Raw genomic sequence first — 18,161 nt, 5'->3', positions numbered from 1 at the left:
AACAGAACTCCAATAAGGGGTAAGGGATTTGAGTTCACGAAAGTCGCATGCCTACAGACCGCTGAGCATGAAACGCCGCGCCTGGCTGACCGTCGGGGTCGTCGGGGCCGTCGTGCTCGGTGGTGCGGGGGTCGTCACAACCGCTGTGGCCAGTCCCGGCACGGACCCGGTGGGGGACGGGCTGAAGCCACGCAGGGCCGAGGTGCACTCGCTCGACTTCAAGGGGACGGGCAGTGAGAAGCGCGATGTGCCGCGCACCAGCACCGAGCCGTTCTCACTTGTCGGTGTCACCTGGGCGAACCCGGACGCGGAAATCGAAGGCACGGCGGAGGTGCGTACGCGCAACCGCGAGACCGGCGAGTGGGGCGACTGGCTGGAGGTGCACCTCGACCAGCACCTCGCCGAGAAGCGGGACGCCAAGGCCGATCTGCCCGGCATGTCGGAGCCGCTGTGGGTCGGGCCGTCCGACGCCGTTCAGGGACGCGTACTGAGCGCGGACGGTACGTCGAGCGCCGGTCTGCCCAAGGGGCTGGAACTGACCCTGGTGGACCCGGGTGTCACGGCCAAGGAGGCCAAGGCGCGGGGCGCGGACGCGCAGCCGGCGGCGTACGCCCTCGAAGAGACAGCGGCGCCTGCGCCGGCCGCAGCCGCCACGGAGACGGAAACCGCGTCCCCGACGCCCACGGACGCGGCCACGCAGACGGCGAGCACGAGCGCCACGCCGACGGATACGGTCACTCCGACCACCACCCCGACCGCGCCACCTTCCACGGTGACGCGGCCGCCCATGACGCTGCGTACCAGTTGGGGCCCGGACAAGTCGCTGGCCACGAACTACAGCGACCCGGAGTACATCGACAGGATCCAGGCTGTCTTCGTTCACCACACGGTCGACTCGAACAACTACAGCTGCTCCGAGTCCCCGGCGATGGTCCGCGCGCTCTACGCGTACCACGTGACGCCCCGCCCGGGTTACGAGGGCTGGAAGGACATCGGCTACAACTTCCTCGTCGACAAGTGCGGCCAGATCTTCGAGGGCCGTGAGGGCGGCGCCGACCTGCCCGTCCTCGGCGCGCACACCTACGGCTTCAACTCCTACTCCACGAGCGTCGCGCTGCTCGGCAACTTCGAGACGGGCAAGCCCAGCCGGGCCGCCCTGGACTCGGCCGCGCGCGTCGCCGCCTGGAAGCTCGGCCAGTACGGTGTCAGCCCCAGCGGCACGGTGACGCTGACCGCGGCAGCCGACACCGGCAAGTACGAGGCCGGCGAGAAGGCCACGCTGAACACCATCTCGGGTCACCGCGACGGCTTCGCCACTCTCTGCCCCGGCGTGAACCTCTACAGCAAGCTGCCGGCGATCCGTAAGTTCGCGTCCGGCGCGGGCCGCAACTCCGCGATCCCGACGGCCGACTTCAACCGTGACGGCATCACCGACCTCGTCATCGGTACGCCGAAGGCCGCGAGCAGCGACGGCAGCGTCCACATCCTGCCCGGCGGCACGGACGGCCCCGTCGCCGCGGCGCGCCGCACGCTTGACCAGAGCAGCACGGGTGTGCCGGGTACCTCCGAGAGCGACGACCGGTTCGGTTCCTCCACGGCGTACGGCGACCTGAACGGTGACGGTTTCGCCGACCTGATCGTCGGCGCCCCCGGTGAGAACGGGGTGACCGGGCAGGCCAACACCGGTTCCGTCACCGCGCTGTACGGCCCCGCGCTCACCACGGGCAAGCTGTACTGGACCAACTCGGACACCCGGACCGCGGACGAGGGGCTCGGCACGACCGTCGCGTCCGGCGACTTCAACGCCGACGGCAAGGCGGACATCTTCTCCGTCGCACCGGGCGCGCCGGGCCGCTGGTACGCCTGGGACTCCGCGACCGGCGTCGGTACGAGGGACTATCTGAACACGGCCACGTCGTACACGGGCCGCGTCTCCTACTCCTCGGCGTCGAGCGGCGACTTCAACGGTGACGGTTACGCCGACGTGGCGGTCTCGTTCCGTGACACGGAGGGCAAGGGCCGCCTGGTGTGGCTGAAGGGCTCACCGACCGGTCTGCAGCGGGTCGGCATGCTGACTGCGCCCGGCGGCCGTTCGCTGGCCTCGGGCGACCTCAACGGCGACGGCTACACCGACCTCGCCGTCGGACAGCCGTCCGCCGCCGAGTCGGGTCACACCGCCGTGGGCGGTGCCGTCACCGCGGTCTTCGGTTCGTCGACGGGGCTCACCTCCACGGGGACCAAGACCGTGCACCAGGACACAACCAACGTTCCCGGCCTCGGCGAGAGCGGCGACGACATGGGTGCGTCCGTCTCCATCGGTGACGTCGACCTCGACGGGTACGCCGACATCCTGGCCGGCCTGCCCGGCGAGAACGTGACCCGCAGCGACGTCTCGTATGTCAACGCCGGCTCGACGCTGCTGCTGCGCTCCACCTCCACCGGACCTACCGGCACGGGCGCCGTCATCCACTCGCAGGACACCAAGGGTGTGCCGGGCACGTCCGAGAAGGACGACCGCTTCGGCTCGGCGGTCTCGCTGACCGACCTGTCCGGGTACAGCCGGGCGGACGTGGCGATCGGCGCCGAGGGCGAGGACTCCGGCAACGGCACCGTCCTCCAGCTCGACAACAGCAGCACATCGGGCATCGTCACCACCTCGGGCGTTTTCTACGGCCTCACCGAACTGGGCACTCCGGCGGCCGCGCGCATCGGCAAGGTGCTCCACCCGTAGAGGACTCCAGCCGTTAGCGAGCGCCACGCGCGCACGCCTCACGCAGGCAGCCGGGGCCCTCCCATGAAGGAGGGCCCCGGCTCTTCTCTGCCGACCACACGTGCTGCGGGCCCGGGGGACGCCGGCCCGCAGCACGGTCACAGCCGCTTGGCGCTGCGCAGCGTCTTGGCGTAGTAACCGTTGCCGTCGAGCCGGGAGACCCCGCCGACGTTGCCGATGGTCGGGCCGTTGACCTCCTCGCGGCTGGAGACGAAGATCAGGTGCCCCTCGGTGTCGTAGCCGAGGACTATGCCGACGTGGTCGAGCCGGTCCTTGGTGCGGGCGTCCAGCTTGAAGAAGACGAGGTCGCCGGGCTGGAGCTGGTCGATGGCGGACGGCCGGTCGTCGGGCGTCACCCCGGTCAGCGGGAGCACATCGACGCCCTCGTCGGAGCGGGCCATGCCGTTGGCGGTGCGCGGCAGTCCGTCGCCCGAGGTGTCCGAGGACATCAGCGGGTAGCGGGTGCGGTAGCCGAGCACCATCCGTATGAAGCCCGAGCAGTCCAGGGACTTGGCGCGCATGGGCTCAGGGGTACCCGTCCGGCCGTCCCGGAAGGGGTAGGGCGTGCCGAGGTAGTCGTAGAAGTCGGACTGCTCCAGGCGCAGGTCGCCGCCCTCCGCGCCGCTGGTGTTCAGCGGTCCGAAGTTGGCGTCACCGGCGTAGGCGAGGCCCTGTTCGTCCTTCTTCTGTGGGGCGCCGGTCACGTACTGGAAGGAGGTGGCGAAGAGGTCGTCCTCCTTGCTGTCCCCGTACTCGGCGTACCACTCGGTGAACCACTTCTCCTTCTCGGCGCCCTTCTCCCAGGACTCGGGCATCAGCCGCACCCAGTCCGTGGTGGAGACCTTGGACGAGGTCGAGGCCGGTTCGGCGAAGGTGCGGGCCGGGCCGGTGAGTGTGGCCAGGCGCGCCCCGTCGGTGAACACCGCCTTGATCTGGCCGTCGGCGCCGCGCAGCACCGACCGCGCCGGGTTCTCCAGTCGGGACCACTTGGCCTCGCTCTCGTCCGCGGCGGCGGAGCTCTCGCCGCCGTCCAGGACGCCCACGTTGCGGACCTCCGTCACCCCGGGCGCCTCCTGCTTGCGCAGTTCCAAGGTGAGGTAGCCGGAGGTCGCGACCAGCACCAGCACCACCAGACCCGAGACGACGGGCCGCGACTTTTTCTTCCCTGCCATCGGTTACTCCTCGGTCGTTCTGGTCGGCTTGTCAGACAACGGGCATGATGCCGAGCAACAGCCCGGCGGCGACGACGATGTAGGCCATGAGCGAGACCGTGCCGGTGGCCAGCAGGGTGGGGCCCTTCGGCTGTCGCACCAGCTGGTAGGCGATCAGGCCGGGCACGATGAAGCCGAGGGTCTGGTTGCCGTAGAGCAGCGGGAACTCCAGCGACAGCAGGATCATCACCGTGCTCTGGAGCAGCACGCCGAGCAGCACCACCGAGGCGAACAGCCGCTTGCCGTAGAGGATCATCAGCCGCTGCATGATCTTGGTGCCGCCGTAGGTGAGAGCGGTGACACCCACCACCATGGCCGCGCGCTGGACGTCCTCGATCAGTGTCAGCGCGAGCCACCCGGGAGTGATCATGCCGCCGGGGGAGAGGTTGGTGGTGAGGTAGCACACCAGCGAGAAGAACAGCCCTATGGCGATACCCAGGGCGGCCATCTCGGGGGTCAGTGCGGCGGTGGTCAACGGGGTCTCCGGGCGTCGTCGTGCGGCTCTTCGTAGGGCGGCCAGGTCTGCTGGGCGGATTCATACGGCTGCTGCCACGGCGCGTCGGCGTTCCGCCCGGAGGGCTCGTACTGGTCCTGCTGTGCGTACTGCTCTTGCTGTGCGTACTGGTCCCGCCGTGCGTACTGCTCTTGCTGTGCGTACTGGTCCGTCTGTGCGTACTGGTCCTGCCGTGTGTACTGGTCCTGCTGTGCGTACCGCTCCTGCGGCTCGTGCTGCTGCCAGGACGGCCCTGACCCCTGGGGCGGGATGCGGACCACAGGTATCTCCTGCGTCTGCGAAGCCTGGTAGCGCTCCTCGTACGCCGGGGGGTACGAGGCGAACGGGTCCAGGCGGGGAGCCTGTGCCGGGGTCGCCGCGGTGGCGGGGCCCGGTGTCTCCTCGTCCGTGTCACTCTCGTCGGCGGGAAGTTCGGCGAGGTACTCCAACAGCTCCTCGCCCTGGCCGTGGATGTTGCCGATGGCCACCAGAGAGGCACCGTCGGACATGCGGCCGAGCAGAGTCGGCATGAACTCCTCGGCGGACCGCTTCTCGCCGCCCAGGTCGACCGCCCGGTCCCGCCACTCGGCGGGGATGGCGTCGATGGCGCTCTTGGTGGGAGTGCCGATGACGAAGACGTGCTCGGGCTGGAGGTCGGGGATGATCTCGCCCATCTGCCCGTTGCGCTCCACGCGGTCGGGGCGGCAGTTGATCACCACGTTCAGAGGGCGGCGGATGGCACCGAGGTCGAGGAGCTGGTTGATGTTCATCAGCGTCGACTCGGGGTCGTTGGCCGCGAAGACGTTGGCGAACGCGAGCCGGTTGCCGTCGGGGGCCACGTAGCGCTCCACGGAGAGCACGCCCGGGTCCGGCGGGGCGTCGTACATGCCCTGGAGGGCGACGTCGCGCTCCACGCCGAGCAGATCGGCGACGACCAGGGCGATCGCCACGTTCTCCTTGAAGGTGAACCAGCTGAAGCCGCGCAGCTCATCGTCGCTGACCATCTCCGGGTCGGCGTACACCAACTGGCAGTTCCGGGCGTCCGCCTCCTCCTGGAGGATGTCGAAGCGCTCCTTCTCGGCGGTGACGCAGATGCCGTCGTGGGGCATCGAGCGGCACAGCGAGCGGGCCACGTCGTCGAGGGTGGGGCCCATCTCGGCAAGGTGGTCTTCGCGGACATTGCACAGTACGCCGATGGTGGAGCGGATCAGCTTGCTCTGGTTGACCTCCTGGAGCGCCGGCATCACGGCCATGCACTCGATGACGAGCGCGTCGGGCCGGTAGGTGGCGGCCCGGCGGACGATGCCGATCTGCTCCACCACGTTGGCGATGCCGAACTTGCGGTAGACCGGCTCCTCGGTGGCGTCGGGGTGGATGAAGCGGGCCGCCGTCCCGGTCGTCTTGGCGACGGTGATCAGGTCACCGCCCCGCAGCGCGCCCGCACAGAGCCGGGTGATGGAGGACTTGCCGCGGATGCCGTTGACGAGCACCCGCGAGGGGATGGTGTGCAGCGCGGCGTAGTGCCGACGCTGTTCCACGATGCCCGCGACGAGCAGGAACAGACTGCCTATGGACAGGACGAAGTAGAGGTAGAGCACGCTTGGTCACCTTCCTCCGGCGCCGGGCCGGGACTCGGCGGGCCGGCGCACCTGGTCCTGCCGGCGGGCCTGCAACTGCTGGCGGATCAGTTCGAGGCTCCGCACGACAGCGCCGACCTCGTCCTGGTAGCGGGGGTAGTGCACGGTCTTCAGGTCGCCCGCGGCGAGCTTCTCGGCACCGGCCGCCAGGGCCCGCAGGGGCCGTACGACGACGAGGTGGATCCAGCCCAGGCAGACAACGATCAGGGCGATGCCGAGCAGACTGGCGAGCACACTGCGGTCCTCGCGCTCGTAGGCGGTGATCTGGAAGTGGCCGGCGTCCTGCCAGCTCACGATGGTCCAGCCGAGGTCGGACGCGACGCCGCCACCGGTGAACGGCGCCGCCGCGGCCACGGTGACGGCGCCACCGTCCCGGATGAGCAGGCCGTTCTCCACGGGCCCGGCACCCACCTGCACATTGGCGGCGCGCACCAGGTCGGGCAGCGTATCGTTCGGCAGCCCCTCGAAGGCGAGGAAACCGTCGCTGGCGGCGAGCGTCCGCGCGTCGGCGTTCACGATCCGGACCTCGCCGAGGCCGGGCCGCTTCAGCAGCGAGTTGAGGAACTCCACCCGCACCTCGCCGACGAGGACCATGCCCTTGTGCTCCGGCACGGGCGTCCCGGCCTGGACGACGGGCTTCTTCTCGCCCCTGCCGGAGACACGGACCAGTGACAGGTCCTTCTCCGCGCTCCAGTCGTGGGGGTCGTCGCCGGCCCGGGCGATGACGCCGCCGCCCTCACCCACGACGTACAGCGCCTGGTAGCGGGTGTGCTCGCGCAGGGCGTCCTTCAGTACCGCCTCGGTGGCGGCGGGGTTCTCGATGTCGATCAGACGTGAGATGGAGACGAGGTCCGCCTGGGCCTCGTTCAGCGCCCGGCGGGCCCGGTCGGCGACCAGGTCGGTACGGTCGCGCTGGTCGTTGACCATGACGGCGGGGATGCTGACGGTCCCGTCCGTGCGGTTGAGCAGGAATCCGACGGGGATGCACCACAGCAGCAGGAGCACCGCCGTCAGCACCAGCGGCCCACGAGCACCGCCCCGGAACTTGCGGGCCGGGCGGGCGTCGGCGCCACCGTCCGGGGCGCTCACGCCGAGCTGGCAGCGGGTGCGCTCAAGGGCGGCGCCGATGCGGGCGGCCTCCCCCCAGCGGGGCACCGTGACAGGGCGGATCAGGTCGCCGCGGGCGAGCCGGCGGGATTCCAGGAACAGCCCGAGCAGCGGACGCTGCACGGTCATCCACAGCACGGCGACCGCGAGGAGCCCCAGCAGGACCAGGGCGCCCGCCGCGAGCAGGCCGAAGAGCTGCCGTCCGTCCTCGGTGACGGTCTGCTGCTGGACCACGGGAAGCATGGCGACGACCGTGAGGCCGAGGCCGGCGGCGACGCTCTCCCCGTCCTCCGGGTCCGAGGCGGCGAGGGAGGCGTATCCCGCGGTGGCTACGCGGCCGTTGTAGTCCTCGCCCAGCAGGGTCCCGCTGACGCCGGGGTAGCCGCGGGACCCGGGCTCCCGGGCGCTGATGGGGTTCTGCTCGGTCTCCTTGGCGGCTCGGTCGGACAGCCGGGTCATCTGCTTCTGCAGGAAGGTGAGTTCCTTGCGCTCCGCGTCCGAGTTGAGCGCCTCGGACTGCTCGAAGCCGGCGGTGGCGAGGATCTCGCCACCCTGCGCGACGACGGCCATGCTGCGGAACGGGCCCAGGTTGATGGAGGGCACCGAGAGGCTGTTGGAGGCGATCAGCAGTTGCTGCGCCCCTTCTTTCCCGTCCAGCACGGCCATCGTCATCAGGCGCACGTCGCCGGTCTCCAGCCGCACCATGCGCGGGGTGAGCGCCTTGTCACCGGTGAGGACGTCCTCGTCCAGCCAGGCGAGCGGGATGCGCTCTCCACGAGCGGCGAGCACCTTGCCGCTCCCCAGGTCCAGCACTGTCGTGCCGGTCCACTTCTGGTACGCCTTGCTCAGGTCCGACAGCACGCGCTCGGGATCTGCCGGACCGCCCGCGGTCAGTGCGGTGGCGGTGCGTTCGAGGTCGGTGACCCGCTCGTCGATCGAGGCGCGCAGGGCGATGGCGCCGTCCTGGGCGAAGTACTCCTGGGAGGAGAGCACCGCCTTCGACGCGACCGGCTCGGTGTCCGGGCCCAGCACCTTGGCCGTGAGGCCGGCAAGGGCGAGGAGCAGGACGCACAGCAGCGCGATCGGGGGCCGGATGCCGCCCAGCAGCGGCATGTCCGCGCGTCTGCGGCTGCGCCGCCTGCCTCTCGGCACGAGGGGCGCGGCAGGAGTCGATGTCACCGGTCTTCTTCCTTGGTCGCTGCGGGTGCTCAGTGCCCGGAGGAAGCACCGCTGTCGCGTGGCTTTGAGACGCCGTCACAGCAGAGACTGATAAACGGCGCCAAGGTTGTGTCCGTCGGCATGCGGAGGTGTGTGGGCCTGGTCACTTCTCCAGTGACAGCCGCTTCAGGCCGTCACCGCCTGGCGCGCCACGGTTGTAGAGGAAGCCGCGTGTGCGGTCCTCGGCCAGCCGGTAACGTGCGATTCGGTCGTCGGAAAGCCCTTCGGGGTCCTCCAGCGCCTGCTGGACGTCCACCAGTCTGAGGTCCTCGACCGCACCCTCGGGCGCCTTCTCCCCGGCCTCGATCTCGGGCGGGATGTCCATCTGCGTGGTGCGGTAGCGGGCGGAGACGTCCCAGCCGTCGTCGGTCTCACGGAACTCGAACCAGCCGATGGCCCCCTCCTCGGTGAGACCGGTCGGCGAGGAGTGCCGGGCCACCTGATTGCCGAGGCCGTACGCGATCCAGGTGCCGTTGACCTTCTGGATCGGCTGCACGACGTGGGCGTGGTGCCCGATCACCAGGTCGATCCCGGTCTCCTCGGTGATCCGCCGGCCCATGTCCAACTGGGGGACGCTCGGCTCGTTGTAATGTTCCAGCCCCCAGTGCAGGGAGAGGAGCACCACCTCGGCACCCTTGTCGCGGGCCAGCTTCTCAGCCTTCTTGACCTCGTCCGTACTGGACCGGTTGAAGGCCCAGCGCTGCTTCTCGGGCGTGGGGTTGAGGAAGGACTCCCAGGAGTACGAGAGGTGGGCGACCTTGACGCCGTTGACGTCACGGATGTCGATCTGCTCTGCTTCCTCCGGGGTCCGCGCCGACCCGCTGTGCCCGAGGCCGACCTCGTCCATGGCGTTCAGCGTGCGCCGCACCGCTTTGAGTCCGTGATCGAAGGTGTGATTGGAGGCCGTCGAGCAGGTGTCGTACCCCACGTCCTTCAGGGCGGTCAGGATCTGCGGCGGAACCAGGAACTCCGGGTACCCCTGAAACGGCCCACCGGGCTTCCCGACGGGCGTCTCCATGTGGCAGATCGAAAGGTCGGCCTTGCTGATCACGGGCTTCACCCCGGCGAGCAGCGGCCCGAAGTCCAGTCCGGCCTGTCCTTGCCCGCTCTTCTTGGCATCCTTGGCGGCCTGATCCACGAGTTCCGGGTGGATGAGGACGTCGCCGGCCGCGGCAACGGTGAAACTGCGGCCGGCGGCCTTGGCCTGGGGCGGCGCGGCCTCGGAACCACACGAGACGGTCAGGCCAACGGTTACCGCCAGGACCGCCAGTGAACGACCTATACCGAGAGACTTACGGAATGTCACCGATCCATACTTGCATGAACCTCAAAAGCGACCATGCAATCGCCGTCACGGGATGGTCACGCTTTCTGCGCGGTTGCCTACCAGCGGGTTTGCTCCTGACCCTGGTCGCTTGCCAGGCCGATACGTCCCCGACCCCGGAGGACCCCGTTCCGCGCGCCCGGGAGCTGGTCGACGTGCGCAGCCGCATCCTCGGGTACACGGCGAAGTTCCAGGCCGACTCCTCCTACACCCCGCCCGGCCGGGCACAGCGTGCGCGGCTCGCGAAGGCTGTCGGGAGCCTGTTGTCGGGCGATACCCGGAGAGCGGAAGGGCAGCTTGCCCCGCTCGGCCTCGGCATCACCCGCCTCACCGACACCGACACGGGCCGCCGCTACGACGAGATCGCCGCCACCGGCACCGGCGAGAGCACCGGCTGGGGCCGCCTGTATCTGAACGCCGACTCCACCGTCCGCTGGAACGTCCAGGTCCCGCACCCCGTCGCCGACCGCGACACGGAGGCCCTCGGCATCCGGCTCCTGGAGCAGAATCCCGGCGGCGCCCTCGTCCTTGCCGGCGCGCACCGTCGGGCCGGCGAAGGCGACGCGGCCGATGTCGCCCACCGCGAGGACAGCGCCTTCCATGCGGTCGTCGTGGAGTTGCAGAAGCGCGGGGTGCCCGGCGTCCAACTGCACGGCTTCACCGACTCCTCCGACCGCCCCTACGACGCCGTCGTCTCCACCGGCGCCGTCGAGACCGCGTCCGCCGAGGTGGTCGCCTTGGCCGACCGCATGGACGACGACGGGCTGCGGGTCTGCCGGGCCTGGGAGGCACGCTGCCCGCTGGAGGGCAGGAACAACGTCCAGGGCCGCTCGGCGCAGCGCGAACACGCCGGCTTCGTCCACGTCGAACTGGCCCGGCACGCCCGCGCGGAAGGAGGCCGTGACACCGAGGAGGCCGCCGACGCCCTCGCCGGGCTGGTCACGGCGTGGAAAATCAGCAGTCCGTCCCGGGGGTGAGCTGCTGGACGCATGCGCGACTCGACCGCATTGCCGTCGATCGCCCGCCATCAGCGGAAAGGGTCGCCCGAAGCGTTCGATGCGAAGCTACGGAACGCGGTGGCATCTCCTTTCGTCAAAACAGCAGATGCCGCCGCGTTCGTTTTCAGGGAAGGAATTCCCAGGACGGGCCTTCAGGCGCGCGGTCGCGAGAGCACAACGTCACGTCCTGCCCCTTGAGGTAATCCAGCAGCCATTCGCTGAACGTCATCTCGTAAAGAGTCCAGGCCGGACTGTCGAACTCCTGGACGACGACGCGCCAGGACGGCGAAGAGCTATCGGGAACGCGAAGGAATACCGCTTCCCCTGTTGTTGCCGTCGCCACCGGGATCAGCTCGCCGGGGTTCGCCCCTACCGGACTGGGCAGGAATTCTGCCATGTCCTCATCGCGCCAGAGCTCGACATACTCCCTGATGAATCTCCCGAGGTCGTGCAGTAGATGGCTGGCGGGGTGCTTGAGATACAGCTGTCCATTGATCTCGATCGAACCGTAGGCGTTCACGATCTCGCGAAAGTCTGCCGGGAACTCGGCACCGATGTCCCGCTCCAGTTCGATCCATGGTGCTGGATCCGGCCAGTTGAACCGGGGCTCGCCCAACAGAGCTATGATCTCTGAAAGCGTTACCACCGATATGTCCCTTCTGGCATTTCGAGCCGATTCCGGTTCCGGAGTTGATCGCCGTACGCGAGAAGCTGTTCACGATACTGCCCTGAGGCCCGTACGCGGTCATTCCGGCCCGGCGGCAAGAGATCGGGACGCGGTGGTGCCGTCTGCCGACGGGCCGCCAGGCACTGCTGGTCCTGGCCCACCTGCGGTGCGGCGATACGTACGCCCAGCTCGCCGCAGAGTTCGGCATCGGAGTCGCGACCGTGTTCCGCTACATACGCGAGGCCGTCAAGGTACTTGCCGCCCTCGCGCCGACCCCTGGCCGAGGCCATGAAGCATGAACGTCCAGGTCCTGACCGACCCCTTCGGGCGTCTGTTGTGGGCTTCGCCCGCGCTGCCCGGAGCAACCCACGACCTGGCCGCCGCCCGCACCCACGGAATCATCGGCGCCCTCGCCGCTGCTGGTCTGAAGTGCTGGGCGGACATTGATGATGGTTCATGGCGTCACCGACAGATCTGTCCCTTGGGCTGACTGACCGGCGTCTCGTGTCCTTGCCTTGATCCGTCGGTCTGTCGGTGACGCCATCGCACGTGGCCGGCCAGGGGCATCGCCCCGTGCCCCCGAGGGGCACAACACCCCGCCCGTCAGATGTCGCGGAAGAGACCAGGGAACGCGGTGGCCTGCCAAAGAGTTTGCTCACCGCAGACCGCCGTCCAGCTCGCTCTCACCGGCCTGCCCGCCCTGCTGCTGTCTCGCTCACCTCCTGCGTCAGTTCCTGCGGGAAACGCTCCGGGGCCGCACGGTCCCGAGTGCCTCCGTCGAGGCCGCCACCCGTCCACGGCTGGGCTCTGGCCGGCACCGCCCTGCTCGACCAGGCCGCCGAGCGATGCGGGGTGCGCCTGGAGAGTGAGCCGAAGAGGCCGCGCCCGAGCGGTTCGCCGAGTTCGCCGATGCCTGGGGCAAGAAGTACCCGGCGATTGTCCGGCTCCGGGAGAACGCGTGGGAGGAGTTCACCCCGTTCCTCCGCTTCGACACCGAGATCCGCCGCATCTTCTGCACCACGAACGCGATCGAGTCCGTGAGCGCCAGGATCCGGCGGGCGGTCAAGGCCCGTGGGCACTTCCCGAACGAGACCTCCGCCTTGAAGTGCGTCTACACGGCCATCATGGCCCTGGACCCCACCGGCAACGGCCAGGCCCGCTGGACCATGCGCTGGAAGACCGCCCTGAACGCCTTCGACATCACCTTCGACGGCCGGCTCTCCGCAGCCCGCCAGTAACCCCAACCACCTGGCTACACCGCTCGTTTGACAGAACAGTTGCAGGTCCCAGCATAGGAATCCCTCGAAGTCGCTGTCCGAGAAACGCAGGGCGCCTCAGCCGTCCGTGCCCCGGAGAGCGCGCTCCTTCGTGACTGCCGGTCGGTTCCGCACCGATGTGGAGATGATCCGCACCGAGCAACGGACGAGAAGACAGATCGCCGGGTCCGGCGAGAGACTCGTTCCGCCGCGTCGACCGGCCTGGTCAGGCACGCGTTCTCCGAGGAGGGACCCCCTTTGACGAAACCACTTCAGGCATGCGCGGATCCGGTGGCCGAGGGTGAGGGCACCGGACCGCCGCCCGGTCCGGACGACGAGCGGCGGCAGCCGCCCACGCCATCACGCCCGCACCACCTCGCCGAGGAGCCCGGCGGCAGCCGGGGGAGTCTGTACGTGAGGACGGGACCCGGCGCTCCGGCGGCATCGCGGCAGATCGGCGGGGCCCCCATGACGTTGGCGGAACTCAGCAGCCTCAGCGGGGTGCCGGCCGCGACGATCAAGTACTACCTCCGGGAAGGGCTGCTGTCCCCGGGCAGGCGTGTCACCGCGACCCGCGCCGAGTACGGCGAGGCGCACCTTCACCGACTGCGGTTGATTAGGGCGCTGATAGGTGTGCGCCGGCTGTCGGTCGTGGCGGCCAAGAGGGTTCTCGGCACCATGGCGCGGCAGCCGGATGCGCACCGGATCCTCGGAACGCCGATCGACGCCGGGCCAGAGTCGCCGGACGGGGACCACGAGCGGGCGAAGGCTCCGGGCGTCGCCGGCGCGCGGAGGCTGATTACCGAGATGGGCTGGGACGTCGACACCGGTACCGCCGCCGCCCGGAGTCTCGGCGAGATTCTGCACGCCCTGTCGGAGCTGGGTACGGGGATCGACTGGCGGACGCTGCTGCCGTACGCGCGATTGGCGGACCGCGCATCGGAGCTGGACATCGAGCAGCTGAACGGCGACTGGGGGCCCGGGGAGGCCGCCGAACGCGCCGTGCTGGTGATTCTCCTGCTGGAACCGGTGCTGCTCGCGCTGCGGCGCCTCGCCGTGGAGGACAAATCAGTCCGTCACTTCCAGGGCGTCGAAGGTGGCGCGGAGAGCACGTGCGAAGAAGCGGCGGTCCGCCCGCGCCCGGAGGATGGACGCGGTTCGCCCGCTGCGTTCTTCGGCGCGTCGAAAGGAATGGCCACGTGACCGCGATGCAGGACGTGTACGCCGATCTGGCTGTGGAGGGCACCGAACTCGGTGATCTCGTGTCAGGACTGAGTCCCGAGGAATGGGCGGCGGAGACCCCCGCCGCCTCCTGGACGGTCCGTCACCAGGTGGCTCACCTGGCGTACGTCTCCCGTCTGGTACGGCTCGCGGTGAGCGACGAGGAAGCCTTCGCGGCCGAGACCGCGCAGGTCCGGGAGGACTTCCAGTCCGGGATGGATGCCGGGCTCGCCGAGTACGTCGCGGAGCCGGTCCCCCGTCTACTGCGTCGCTGGGCCGAGGAACGGGCTGCCGCCGAGAAGGGGCTGTACGCACTGGAGCGCCATGACCCGGTGCCGTGGCCGGCCGGGCCGCTGTCGGCCAGTGTGCTCGCTGCGGTCGCGCTGACGGAGCTGTTCGCGCACGGCCAGGACATCCGCGACGCCCTCGGGCGTCCGCGCGTGCTCACCGACCGGATCGGCCACATCGTCTTCCTCGGGACCCGCACCCGGGACCTGGCCTACCGAGCCCGGGGTCTGCGGCCTCCGGCCGAACCGTTCCGTTTCGAGCTGACGGCCCCGTCCGGGGAGTTGTGGGCCTTCGGCCCGCCGGAGGCCGGGCAGCGGATCGCCGGCCCGGCCCAGGACTTCTGCCTGCTCGTCACCCGGCGCAGACACCGCGACGACCTCGCGCTGACAGGGGTCGGGACGGAGGCCGGCCACTGGCTGGACATCGCACAGTCCTACGTCGGACCGCCTGGCACGGGCCGGGCACCGCAGTGAGCAACTTGACGTACAGCTCACGGCCCGGGGGCTGCTTTCTTAGCTGGCGGGCCTTCTTCGGTCCGCCCGACACGAGGGATCTGGGGTTGCCGTGCGAGAACAACGGACCAGCTGGTGGCTGCTGCCGAAGCGCGCCTGTGCCACCGTCCTGATCGTCACCGGACATCTGATCGCCGCAGTGCCGCACGCGATGACCCGCGGCGGCCGGGCCAGGCTGGCGCACCGCGCTCCCCGGCTCCTGACCGCGCTGGGGCCGTTCTTCGTCAAGGCCGGGCAACTGCTCAGCACGCGCCGTGACCTGGTCCCCGAACGCTGGTGCGACGCGTTGGGCGAACTGGCCGACGAGGTGCGGCAGCCGAGACGGGCGGCGGTGGCACGCACCCTCGCCGAGGCCGGATTCTCTGATGCCTTCGCCGAGTTCGACTGGGAGCCGGTGGCCTGCGGCAGTATCGCCAGTGTGCACCGCGCACGGCTCGCCGACGGCACCGAGGTCGCCGTCAAGGTGCAGCGGTACGGCATCCGCCCGGTGCTGGAGGCCGATCTGCGGCTGGCCCTGCTCGGCGCGCGGGCCGGCCGGCTGCTGCCGAGCATGCGGGACCTGCCCGCCGAGGAGATGATCGGACAGCTCGGCGGCGCCGTCCTGCGCCAGCTCGACTTCACCGCCGAACACGATTCCCTGCTCGCGCTGCGCGGGAACCTCTCCGACCACACCGAACTGCGCATCCCCGCGCCCGTCGAGGGACTGTGCGGACCGACGGTGCTCACCATGGAGTTCGTCCCGGACATCGGCCGGTTCAGGCCCCACGGCATGTCGATGGCCCGCCGCCAGGAGGTGGTCCGAGACGTGCTCCGGGCGGTCTACCGGATGCTCTTCGTGGACGGCGTGGTGCACTGCGACCTGCATCCGGGCAACCTATGCCTGGACGGTGAGGGACGGGTCGTGGTGCTGGACGCCGGCTTCGTGGTGCAGCTGCCCGACGCGGTGCGGCGCTCCTTCGCCGGCTTCTTCCTCAACATGGCCCAGGGCAACGGCCCGAAGTGTGCGGACATCGTGCTCGACAGCGCCGCGCGGCTCCCCGCGGACATGGACCGGGACGGCTTCCGCAGCGCGGTGACGGAGCTGGTGGACGAGGTGGCCGGGGCGCTGTCGAAGGACTTCGACCTCGGGGCGTTCGCTCCGCGGCTGTTCAAGCTCCAGAAGGATTACGGCGTCTTCGCCGCTGCCGAGTTCGCCTTTCCGCTGCTGTCGCTGCTGGTGCTGGAAGGAATGATCAAGGAGTTCGACTCCGAGGTCGACTTCCAGGCCGAGGCGGTTCCCGTACTCATGGCCTCCTTCGCCAAGGACGTCCAAGCGGACTCCGAGCGCCGCGAGAACGGCCCCTCCGGCGGGTGGGCCGCCTGAGATCCGTGCCGGCCCCGCCGCCCCCCCCGCACGGTCAGCGGTCGCCCGTACGCGCCCTCGTGTGGCCCGGGCCGGACGGCACGATCCGCCGCATGGCGGACATCACCCGACAGCTCCTGCCGGACCGACTGTGCACGCCTGCGGGCCGGCCGCGCCGGCGGGCGAAGCGGCACGTCGAGCAGGGGACGGAAAAGGAGGAACGACATGTTGGTCTGTGTGACAGGAGGCACCGGCTTCCTCGGCTCGCACACGGTCGCCGCCCTAGCGGCCGGTGGAGCACGGATCCGGCTGCTGGTGCGCGACCCGTCACGGCTGGCGCCCGCGCTCGGTCCGCTCGGCATCGACCCGGACACGGTGGAAGCCGTCACCGGCGACGTCGCCGACGAGGCGGCGGCGGCCCGCGCGGTACGCGGCGCCGACGCCGTGCTCCACCTGGGATCGGTCTATTCCTTCGACCGCCGGCGCCGTGACGACATCACCCGCACCAATGTGGCGGGCACCGAAGCGGTCCTGAAGGCGGCGGTCCGGGCCGGGACCGGCATGGTGCTGTACGTCTCGACCGTTGGCGCGCTGATTCCCACCACCGAATCCGAACTGCGCGCCGAAAGCCCGGTGGGGGAGCCCGACGAGCCCTACCTGGCGAGCAAGGCGGCCTGCGAGACGCTCGCCCGGCGGCACCAGGACGACGGGGCGCCGGTCCACATCGTCTACCCCCCGGCGCTGCTGGGCCCGGACGACCCGAGGCTCGGTGACCAGACCGGTCGGCTGCGCGATGCGCTGCGCGGCCTGATGCCGCTGTGGCCCACCGGCGGCTTCCCGCTGGGCGACGTGCGTGACACCGCCGCGGTACTCGGGGAACTGACCCTCGGCCCGCCGCCGGACAAGCCGGTACGGGTCTTCGGGCCCAACCGGTACGTGACGACGGCCGACTACCTGACGGAGCTCCGCGCGGCGACCGGCCGCAGGCTCACGACTCTGCGGCTGCCGGGGCGGGCCATGCTTCCCGCCGCTCGGGTCGCCGATGAGGTCCAGCGGTGGTGGCCGTGGCACATACCCGCCGAGTTCGGCGCCGCCTACACCTGCGTGCACGCGGTGCCGGTGGCCCGGGCCGCTACGGCCGACGTCCTCACAGCGCGGCCCGTCGCGACGACGATGGCCGACACCGCTCACTGGCTCCGGCGGGCCGGCCTGCTGACGCGGCGCCAGGCCGGTACCGCGGGCGAGCGGAGCGGGTCATGACGGCGGCGGGGACCGGACACGATCCGGCCGAGCAGTACCACGCCTACCGGCGGACCAGGAGAAACATCACCGGTCTGGTCACCCGGACGCCGGACACGGCCGCCGCCGGTGTGCCCGCGTGCCCCGACTGGACCGTGCGCGACCTGATCGGGCACCTGGTCCACATATGCGAGTCGTTCGTCGCCCTGGAGGACAACCAGATAGATCTGCGCCCGTCGGAGGGCGTTGACCTGCCCGGCCTGCTGGACCGGTGGGACGTCCTGGACAGCGAGTTGCGCGAGGCACTGGACCGCACCCCCGAACTGCGGCGGCGCATCCTGTTGCTCGACGTGTTCTCGCACGAGATGGACCTGCGCGTCGGTCTGGGCGAGACGGTCGCGCCGTCCGGCCATCCGGCGTTCCCCGGCGCGCTGGATCTGGCCACCATGGGCTTCGGCCTGGCGTTGCACGGCGAGAACCTGCCGGCGCTGCGGATCGACACCCCGGAGCGGAACTGGGTGGTGGGAGAGGGGGAGCCCGTCGCCACGGTCCACGGCCCGGCCTTCGACGTGTTCCGGTCGCTGACCGGCCGCCGCACGCGGCACCAGATCGAGGACCTGCGCTGGTCCGGGGACCCGTCGGTGACCTGGATGCCGGCCTTCGTCTGGGGGCCGTTCGCGCCGCCCGCGAACGAGGTGGAGCCGGTCCACGGGTTCTGATCCACCGGGCCCCGCGAGGGCCACGGCAGGACCGCACCGGCCGGGGCCGGGGGGGGGGGGGGGGCGGGGGGCCCCCCCCCCCCCCCCCGGCGGCCCCCCCCCCCCCCGCCCGGGGGGGGGGGGGGGCGCCGGCGGGGGGGGGGGGGGGGGGGGGGGGGT

The 18,161-nt window shown here is 70.4% G+C and carries 13 protein-coding genes and 2 pseudogenes; 9 read left to right on the top strand and 6 right to left on the bottom strand.

The genetic code is table 11. The features are described 5' to 3' along the window. Positions 1-67: 67 nt before the first annotated feature. The gene (locus ACH4KB_RS12125; RefSeq protein WP_398065862.1) at positions 68-2,731 is read left to right on the top strand and encodes an FG-GAP-like repeat-containing protein; all 2,664 of its coding nucleotides are present in this window, start codon (positions 68-70) and stop codon (positions 2,729-2,731) included. A gap of 137 nt (positions 2,732-2,868) precedes the next feature. Here ACH4KB_RS12125 and ACH4KB_RS12120 read toward each other — a convergent pair whose 3' ends face one another. From ACH4KB_RS12120 to ACH4KB_RS12100, 5 genes are all read right to left on the bottom strand, one after another. Continuing rightward, positions 2,869-3,942: a C40 family peptidase gene (locus tag ACH4KB_RS12120; RefSeq protein WP_398065861.1), complete on the bottom strand. Its 1,074-nt coding sequence runs from the start codon at positions 3,940-3,942 to the stop codon at positions 2,869-2,871. Between the two features lie 31 nt (positions 3,943-3,973). Then, positions 3,974-4,456, bottom strand: a complete 483-nt coding sequence (locus ACH4KB_RS12115; RefSeq protein WP_398065860.1) for a poly-gamma-glutamate biosynthesis protein PgsC/CapC — start codon at positions 4,454-4,456, stop codon at positions 3,974-3,976. Then, positions 4,453-6,072 (bottom strand): poly-gamma-glutamate synthase PgsB, encoded by a 1,620-nt coding sequence (gene pgsB / locus ACH4KB_RS12110; RefSeq protein WP_398065859.1) that lies wholly within the window; start codon positions 6,070-6,072, stop codon positions 4,453-4,455. Before pgsB ends, ACH4KB_RS12115 begins: the two co-directional genes overlap by 4 nt. A 6-nt stretch (positions 6,073-6,078) precedes the next feature. After that, a complete protein-coding gene (locus ACH4KB_RS12105; RefSeq protein ID WP_398066063.1) occupies positions 6,079-8,331 on the bottom strand; it encodes a HAMP domain-containing protein in 2,253 nt (750 codons plus the stop codon). 208 nt (positions 8,332-8,539) lie between these two features. Further along, positions 8,540-9,742 (bottom strand): CapA family protein, encoded by a 1,203-nt coding sequence (locus ACH4KB_RS12100; protein WP_398065858.1) that lies wholly within the window; start codon positions 9,740-9,742, stop codon positions 8,540-8,542. Here ACH4KB_RS12100 and ACH4KB_RS12095 point away from each other — a divergent pair. Then, positions 9,736-10,737: a hypothetical protein gene (locus ACH4KB_RS12095; protein ID WP_398065857.1), complete on the top strand. Its 1,002-nt coding sequence runs from the start codon at positions 9,736-9,738 to the stop codon at positions 10,735-10,737. The two genes, ACH4KB_RS12100 and ACH4KB_RS12095, sit on opposite strands and share 7 nt — an antisense overlap. Positions 10,738-10,882: 145 nt before the next feature. Here ACH4KB_RS12095 and ACH4KB_RS12090 read toward each other — a convergent pair whose 3' ends face one another. Next, complete coding sequence (locus ACH4KB_RS12090; RefSeq protein ID WP_398065856.1) at positions 10,883-11,374, bottom strand: SMI1/KNR4 family protein; 492 nt, start codon at positions 11,372-11,374, stop codon at positions 10,883-10,885. A 128-nt stretch (positions 11,375-11,502) separates the two neighbouring features. Between ACH4KB_RS12090 and ACH4KB_RS12085 the strand changes: the two are divergent. The 7 genes and pseudogenes from ACH4KB_RS12085 to ACH4KB_RS12055 all read left to right on the top strand — a co-directional run. After that, positions 11,503-11,867, top strand: a pseudogene (locus ACH4KB_RS12085) (transposase family protein); the annotation flags it as partial. Between the two features lie 433 nt (positions 11,868-12,300). Continuing rightward, positions 12,301-12,663: pseudogene (locus tag ACH4KB_RS12080) on the top strand (transposase); the annotation flags it as partial. A gap of 276 nt (positions 12,664-12,939) precedes the next feature. After that, the gene (locus ACH4KB_RS12075) at positions 12,940-13,884 is read left to right on the top strand and encodes a MerR family transcriptional regulator (protein ID WP_398065855.1); all 945 of its coding nucleotides are present in this window, start codon (positions 12,940-12,942) and stop codon (positions 13,882-13,884) included. Positions 13,885-13,889: 5 nt separating this feature from the next. Further along, positions 13,890-14,663 (top strand): TIGR03084 family metal-binding protein, encoded by a 774-nt coding sequence (locus ACH4KB_RS12070; RefSeq protein WP_398066062.1) that lies wholly within the window; start codon positions 13,890-13,892, stop codon positions 14,661-14,663. A 91-nt stretch (positions 14,664-14,754) separates the two neighbouring features. Beyond that, positions 14,755-16,065, top strand: coding sequence for an ABC1 kinase family protein (locus ACH4KB_RS12065; protein ID WP_398065854.1), 1,311 nt, complete (start codon positions 14,755-14,757; stop codon positions 16,063-16,065). Between the two features lie 204 nt (positions 16,066-16,269). Beyond that, on the top strand, positions 16,270-17,304 hold the full coding sequence (locus ACH4KB_RS12060; protein ID WP_398065853.1) for an SDR family NAD(P)-dependent oxidoreductase: 1,035 nt from the start codon (positions 16,270-16,272) through the stop codon (positions 17,302-17,304). Further along, positions 17,301-18,002, top strand: a complete 702-nt coding sequence (locus ACH4KB_RS12055; protein ID WP_398065852.1) for a maleylpyruvate isomerase family mycothiol-dependent enzyme — start codon at positions 17,301-17,303, stop codon at positions 18,000-18,002. The genes ACH4KB_RS12060 and ACH4KB_RS12055 overlap by 4 nt, the downstream gene beginning before the upstream one ends. Positions 18,003-18,161: the final 159 nt, after the last annotated feature.

Origin of the sequence: Streptomyces sp. NPDC017520 (assembly GCF_044329855.1) — a bacterium.
Lineage (GTDB): Bacteria > Actinomycetota > Actinomycetes > Streptomycetales > Streptomycetaceae > Streptomyces.
Note: the sequence above shows the minus strand (reverse complement) of the source record. Positions and strands in the feature narration are given on the sequence as shown.

Excerpts from the sequence above, each read along its gene's own strand:
- ACH4KB_RS12055 (WP_398065852.1), top strand. The coding sequence starts at position 17,301 with ATGACGGCGGCGGGGACCGGACACGATCCGGCCGAGCAGTACCACGCC.
- ACH4KB_RS12125 (WP_398065862.1), top strand. The coding sequence starts at position 68 with ATGAAACGCCGCGCCTGGCTGACCGTCGGGGTCGTCGGGGCCGTCGTG.
- ACH4KB_RS12105 (WP_398066063.1), bottom strand. The coding sequence starts at position 8,331 with ATGCCGCTGCTGGGCGGCATCCGGCCCCCGATCGCGCTGCTGTGCGTC.
- ACH4KB_RS12060 (WP_398065853.1), top strand. The coding sequence starts at position 16,270 with ATGTTGGTCTGTGTGACAGGAGGCACCGGCTTCCTCGGCTCGCACACG.
- ACH4KB_RS12120 (WP_398065861.1), bottom strand. The coding sequence starts at position 3,942 with ATGGCAGGGAAGAAAAAGTCGCGGCCCGTCGTCTCGGGTCTGGTGGTG.
- ACH4KB_RS12095 (WP_398065857.1), top strand. The coding sequence starts at position 9,736 with ATGTCACCGATCCATACTTGCATGAACCTCAAAAGCGACCATGCAATC.
- ACH4KB_RS12070 (WP_398066062.1), top strand. The coding sequence starts at position 13,890 with ATGCAGGACGTGTACGCCGATCTGGCTGTGGAGGGCACCGAACTCGGT.